At 57.7% G+C, this 5906-nt stretch carries 6 protein-coding genes and 4 pseudogenes; 2 read left to right on the forward strand and 8 right to left on the reverse strand.

Annotated elements, in window-relative coordinates; translation table 11 throughout:
• Positions 1-142, forward strand: a pseudogene (locus tag CFR71_RS14990) (IS630 family transposase); the annotation flags it as partial.
• 12 nt (positions 143-154) lie between these two features.
• On the opposite strand, the gene CFR71_RS14995 reads toward CFR71_RS14990, so the two are convergent.
• The 8 genes and pseudogenes from CFR71_RS14995 to sthA all read right to left on the reverse strand — a co-directional run bounded on the left by CFR71_RS14995 (position 155) and on the right by sthA (position 5369).
• The gene (locus CFR71_RS14995) at positions 155-460 is read right to left on the reverse strand and encodes a CcdB family protein (protein WP_025440035.1); all 306 of its coding nucleotides are present in this window, start codon (positions 458-460) and stop codon (positions 155-157) included.
• The gene (locus CFR71_RS15000; protein ID WP_010512663.1) at positions 461-661 is read right to left on the reverse strand and encodes a type II toxin-antitoxin system CcdA family antitoxin; all 201 of its coding nucleotides are present in this window, start codon (positions 659-661) and stop codon (positions 461-463) included.
• 186 nt (positions 662-847) lie between these two features.
• On the reverse strand, positions 848-2218 hold the full coding sequence (locus CFR71_RS15005) for a hypothetical protein (protein WP_025440036.1): 1371 nt from the start codon (positions 2216-2218) through the stop codon (positions 848-850).
• 356 nt (positions 2219-2574) lie between these two features.
• Positions 2575-2985 carry a type II toxin-antitoxin system tRNA(fMet)-specific endonuclease VapC gene (gene vapC, locus CFR71_RS15010; RefSeq protein WP_010517707.1) on the reverse strand — a complete coding sequence of 137 codons (411 nt, stop codon included), beginning with the start codon at positions 2983-2985 and terminating at the stop codon, positions 2575-2577.
• A complete protein-coding gene (vapB, locus tag CFR71_RS15015; RefSeq protein WP_025440224.1) occupies positions 2986-3210 on the reverse strand; it encodes a type II toxin-antitoxin system VapB family antitoxin in 225 nt (74 codons plus the stop codon). It abuts the gene before it with no gap.
• A 108-nt stretch (positions 3211-3318) separates the two neighbouring features.
• A pseudogene (locus CFR71_RS15020) lies at positions 3319-3585 on the reverse strand (IS3 family transposase); the annotation flags it as partial.
• Positions 3586-3610: 25 nt separating this feature from the next.
• Positions 3611-3808 (reverse strand): annotated as a pseudogene (locus CFR71_RS15025) (transposase domain-containing protein); the annotation flags it as partial.
• A 124-nt stretch (positions 3809-3932) separates the two neighbouring features.
• Complete coding sequence (sthA, locus tag CFR71_RS15030; RefSeq protein ID WP_053324013.1) at positions 3933-5369, reverse strand: Si-specific NAD(P)(+) transhydrogenase; 1437 nt, start codon at positions 5367-5369, stop codon at positions 3933-3935.
• A gap of 45 nt (positions 5370-5414) precedes the next feature.
• Between sthA and CFR71_RS15035 the strand changes: the two are divergent.
• Positions 5415-5781, forward strand: a pseudogene (locus tag CFR71_RS15035) (TetR/AcrR family transcriptional regulator); the annotation flags it as partial.
• Positions 5782-5906: the final 125 nt, after the last annotated feature.

Below are 5906 nucleotides of genomic sequence, written 5' to 3' on the forward strand. Positions count from 1 at the left end.
CAACTGGCTGTCCAACACCGTGTTCAGCGGCATCGAACACATCATCGAAGCCGCATGCACCGCATGGAACAACCTCACCGCCCTGCCACAGACCATCCGATCCATCGGCCTCAGAAAATGGGCTCATATAGGTCAAAGGTGATAGCCCGTAGTATTAGAAACCTGCGAGAAGCAGATCGAGCGCCTGAGTAATTTCGTCCTGACAAAGCGACAATGAAGCAATGATCTTCTTCAGATCACGGTCAGGAACTGCGGCCATAAACTGCGTCATCATGACGAAGGGACAGTCGTCAACCATAAACACCGGGTTCAGCCTCTTTGCAGGCTTTGGTGCGGTTCCCTGCGGCAGCAGCGGAACCACGACACGGGTACCCAGTGCGTCCAGAAGATCTGCCTGCACATCCAGAACGAAACGTGCTTCTCCCCGTCCGGCCAGACGATACACATCGAAACGGGCCACTTAGAAGTTCCGATAGTCTGCCAGGGGAAGCCCGTTCTCTTCAACATACTGCCGTGAGGCTTCGAGGGAAGCGCGATTGTCTGCCAGCCATTGCTGGGCACGGATCGACGCGATAGCTGACTTAAGCCCCTGCTCGCAGGCCTGCGATATGTTGAGATCTAACGACTTGGCTTCTTCGAGCAGCTGAGCGGGTAGCGTCACATTTGTGGGGCGACGTGATGGAGTGCCGGGATGCACGCGAACCATAGCTTTGCTCCTATTATACTGGCAACCAGCATATAGCACATGTTTATGCGCATTTGTATGTTCATATTTTTATGCGAAGGTACGACCGTTTTCTGGAGGCCTCAACGGCTTTCCTTATGGCCGACATGAGGCGAAAGCGGACTATTTCCTGAGCCTGATGATTCCGAGTTCGTGCCACATCCACCCGAAATCGTAGGCAGCCATGGCACCGCCACTCCCTTGGGCGCGGACCGTAGTGTTTTCGATATCCTTCAACCAGATGGCCACCTTTTTACGTCCTGAAGCTGTCTGGACGGCCTGGCGCGGCGTCATATCCCCCAGGGCCGGGACTGGCTCATCAAGCACCTGCCGATAGTGCCGCTCCAGCATCTGCCCGATAATCCGGGCTTCCTCCTCGGGCGGGATCTGCAGTTCTGGCGAGACCTCCCGTCCATGCGTCCCCCGGTCTTCCATCGCCTGCGCCGGCGTCATGATCTGCGTGAGCGGAGCGCGCACGAGATCTCCCAGACCAGCCTGCAGCATGGCACGGCCACGTTCGGCGCGCTCTTTCGAGTTCACCTGCAGCCGCAACTGCCGCCCCTTCAGATCCAGCGTGCCCAGCACGATCGCGCCGTCATCCATCTCCGTGCGCAGGAACCGCCCGTTTTCATCCCGTCCAGCCTTGCGCACGGGATCGCTCATCGGCTCTTTCAGCCAGTTCCAGAACGACCGGCTCTCTGCCCGCAGGGCTGCCATCCCGTCAAGCACATCCGCCACCATCTTCTGCGTCACGCCCTTTGCCAGCGGAAAACACACTTCGTGGAAGACCAGATCCTCCCCGTCCCCATTGAACAAAGCTGGCCCCTCCATCTGCCGGGCCATGTCCTCCAGTGTCCGGAACAGCCAGGTCAGCGTGAACATCGGCGCAAGCTCACGCAGCGTCTGCGTATCGACTTTTGGAAACTCCGCCTTGCCCCGTCTTTTCCGCAGAGCCCTGTAAAGGTTCGCAGCCAGATCCTCACAGGCACCCCGTGAATAGGCGAGCAACCCGCCTGCAAGAATGGTCTTTCCATCGGACGGCACGAGACGTGTTGCAATACGATCCCACTGTTTCAGCGTCCGGGTAGCCGTGCCTTCATGCACCAGAACCGGATCACCACCCCGCAGCAGGTCTCGCGCCATCAGGCTCTGGCCGGGTCTGATGTCCGAGACTTCATACAGGCTCATGACCGAAGCCTTGAGGGCACGCATATAGGCGCTGTTACGCGGCCCTTCCTTCCAGCCCCGACGCTTGAGGTAAACGTCTACGAAGTTCCGGCCATCATCCCAGTCCTGCCCGAGAAAATCCTCGAAGGCACAGCCCCACAGCGTCATGGCAACGTCGGGGCCGATCATCTCCGCCAGATCCTCGAAGGAGATGTCGCCCGCTTCCAGCGCCGGACCGATGTGATCGCCGAGCACTTCGCCAAAACACTCCTGCCAGTCCTCCTGACCGAGATAACGGATCAGTCCCGTGAGTTCGTCTGCGGCCATGGCTGTTACTGCGTTTCCTGAACCTGACTCGGTGAGGCCGGAACGATATCCCGAAACAGGCATCAGGGCACCCTGCCCCACATTCACACACATGTGACCTTCGACAAAATTGCGCCGGATTACCTTTTCATCTGTTTCCTATGTGTTTCCTGCAGGGAATTTCAGACAACAAAAAACCCACCGTGTGCGAGCGGTTTTATCGTGTCAAATCAAGGATTTGTATCTGGTTTCAGGGGGCCTGCAACCAAAGAAGACTGCTGCTTGTCAGCGGGTTCGTAGAGAAGCTCGCTGCATGACATAGTCGATTGATAAGCAGTCGTTTTTATCAATATTTTGTCTCGCTGCGTCTTTCCCGGTCAGACCGTGTCAGTCAGCCAGTCCTCGGTTCGAAGACCTTCCACCCGCTGGAATTCCCGCAGATTGCCGGTCACCACAATCAGCCCCCTGCTCCGGGCATGCCCGGCAATCATGAGATCATACGGACCTATGATACGGCCATTCCGTTCAAGAGCAGCCCGAATGTCCGCTGTATGGGCGGCCGCTTCACTGTCGAATGGCAGGACCGCCAGCCTTGCCGCGAAGTGCTCGACCTCACGCCTTGTGTGCACGGGATCAGACGAGCGTTCCGCGCCATAAAGCAGCTCATACAGCACCACGTCCGAGATGCAGAGTTCCTCCGCACAGCTGTTGAACCTCGGACGCAGCCCCTGCGGTCGATCCCGCAACACCCGGATACAGAGGTTCGTATCCAGCAGGTAACGCAGCATTCAGAGCGCCTCGCGTTCCTGCATGGCTGGCTGGTTCCGCTCCCCCAGATCCACCCCGGGAGCCGCAAAGAAATCATCCCACGCCACATCGACCGGAGCGATGATCCGCCGTGGACCTTCGGACACGATGACCACCTCACGCACCTGTTCCCCGAAGGCGACCATCTTCGGCAGACGCACCGCCTGCGAGCGATTGGATAGAAAGAGTGTTGTACGGGTCAGCATCGGAGATCCCTCCTTATGGATATGTATCGTGTATATCCAATTTGGACAAAGATGTCCCGTATTTTTGGGACTCTCTGCACCGCATACACACAATCCGGACAGGTGATTGGGAATATATGTGATATCGGAACACCAGTCTTGGTTAGGCCGATTGATGACCAGATCCCGCAGCAGATATGGATATTTCCGATGCTCCGGATGGGGCATGGTTGTACGCGGCTTCTGGTAAATCGCCCGCAGGCCCATGATCGCCATGAGCCGCCGGACCCGCTTGCGGCCCACTTCATGTCCCAGGCGGCGCAGATGCCATGTCATCTGCCGTAAGCCATAATAGGGCGTTTCCAGGAACTGGGCGTCGATCAGCCGCATCACCTCTGTGTATGATTGGCGTGACGGGTGTTTCCCAGTTCCAGGGAAGGAACTCGTGCAGGCATGAGACCGGCTGGTCGTTGATCCGGGCGAGAACGTCGGCGAGACAGGCCTGGGGATCGACGTCGTTGAGCTTTGCAGTGACGATGCGGGAATACATGTCGGCCGCGCGCGGGCCGCCCCGATCGGAACCGGCGAACAACCAGGCTTTCCTGCCCAGAGCGATGCCGACTACAGAGCATAGTTGCCTTACTCCGCCAGGTTCGATGTTGCCAGCTTTCTTCACCAGCCAGAAGATCAGCCTGCATGCGGGCCCGGTGCCATGCAATGCGGAGGCAAGGAAAGCTGATCCTTCATGTCGCCACGGGTGATGGAGGCTCCACGTTCCCCCTGCGACGGGGAATGCGGTTCCATGCATCAAGGGCCGCGATCTTGTATGCTTCCGCCAATGTCGGGTAATTGAAGGTCGCATCGATAAAGTAGTCGAACGTTCCCCCGAAATTAAGCACGGCCTGACCGATATGGATTAGTTCCGTGGCACTTTCACCGACTATATGCACCCCGAGCAACCTGTGGGTTTCAAGGGAAATCACCAGTTTCAGCATCCCCGAATGCATGCCTGCGATATGCCCGCGTGATGTCTCGCGAAAGCGTGCGATCCCGCATTCATACGGTATGGATTTTTCCTTTGCCTGTTCTTCCGTCATGCCGACCGTTGAGATTTCAGGCACGGAATATATCCCATAAGGAAAGAATTCAGGGGCTGGTGGCACGGTCTGGCCAAAAGCATGGCACGCTGCGATACGCCCCTGTTCCAGCGATGTGGAAGCAAGGGACGGAAAACCGATGACATCCCCCGTGGCATAGATATGCGCGACACCTGTCTGGAACGTCTTCGGGTCTACTTGCAACCTGCCGCGACTGTCGGCCCGCAGACCGCATGCATCAAGCCCGAGTTGATCCGTAGCCCCGGAACGTCCGCCGGTATAAAGCAGGATATCAGAACGGATCTGCCCGCCATCGGCCAGGACGGCCACGGGTTGTCCATCCGCGACCGTGATTGAATCCAGCCGGCTGCCCAGCCTGAAGCGCATCCCGCGATCACATAACTGATGCATGAAGTCGGCAATGATGCCCCGGTCCACAAAATCCAGAATACTGTCACGTGCCTCGACAACGCTCACCTGCACATCCAGCGCACTGAATATTGTCGCGTATTCAATACCGATCACCCCCCCGCCAATTACCGTCAGGGAACGTGGCAGGCGCGCAAGGCTGGTCATTTCATCGCTGTCCAGCACGACCGTCCCGTCAAAGGGCACATGGGCCGGACGGTGCGGGCGGGTACCGACGGCAATAATGATCCTGTCACCCGACACAGTCCGCGCAACCCTGTTGTCCATGGTGATCGTAATATGGTGCGGATCCACGAACCGTGCCGTGCCATGCACAACCGCTATGCCGTTGCGGGCGAACTGGTGGTCCAGCATATCGACTTCATAATCCAGGGTCTTGCGCAGGCGGCTGTTCAGGTCGGCTATGGTTATATCCTTGCGGGCACGATAAGCCCGGCCATAGAAAGCCTGCTCCCGCCAGCCTGTCAGGTTGAGGACCGTCTCCCGCAGGGTTTTGGACGGAATGGTGCCGGTATGCACACAGACCCCGCCAACCCGGGTATTTTTTTCGATAATCAGCACGGATCGACCCAGTTTCGCCGCCTGAACCCCAGCCCGCCTGCCTGACGGGCCGCTGCCGATCACGACCAGATCATAATCATATGTCTCGGTCATGCCCCATCCCCCAAACCGGACTGTTCCGGCCCATGTCGTGCCTGTATGGCTAACGCACGGATCATATGCGGGATTTCGCCGGCCATGATGGCTGCGGACCAGAACTCGACCTTCCCCCTGCTGGAAGTGGCCCGGATCGATTTCGTCAGGCGTGGGGAGGGCATGACAGAAGCGATGTCTTTAACGTGCATGCAATTCATGGCAGCGGGGCAGGTCTGTATCCGGTTTGCCTCTCAATATCCCGGTCTTTATCGGCTGATGTTCAGTTCCGATGCCGGCAAGACGATAGCCCCAGTTACATGATGCGGCCATGAATACCTTCGGGAGTCTTCCGGGTCTTCTGGAAAGAGGACAACGTGACGGAAGCTTCCGACCGGTTGCCAGCAGCGCCCTGACAGCAGCAGACCAGGCATCGTGAAACCTTGAGGATGTGGCCTTATACCAACCATTGTTTGGCCTGACTCACGGGGTACCCATCGGTTTAAAAATGTGATTCATAGGATGCAGACCATTCTCTGAAGGAGGCATTCTGGATGG

It is taken from the genome of Novacetimonas pomaceti, from assembly GCF_003207955.1.
Lineage (GTDB): Bacteria > Pseudomonadota > Alphaproteobacteria > Acetobacterales > Acetobacteraceae > Novacetimonas > Novacetimonas pomaceti.

Bases quoted from the DNA above. Each gene is read 5' to 3' on its own strand.
- CFR71_RS15005 (WP_025440036.1), bottom strand. From the start codon at position 2,218: ATGGCCGCAGACGAACTCACGGGACTGATCCGTTATCTCGGTCAGGAG.
- vapC (WP_010517707.1), bottom strand. From the start codon at position 2,985: ATGCTGCGTTACCTGCTGGATACGAACCTCTGTATCCGGGTGTTGCGG.
- vapB (WP_025440224.1), bottom strand. From the start codon at position 3,210: ATGCTGACCCGTACAACACTCTTTCTATCCAATCGCTCGCAGGCGGTG.
- sthA (WP_053324013.1), bottom strand. From the start codon at position 5,369: ATGACCGAGACATATGATTATGATCTGGTCGTGATCGGCAGCGGCCCG.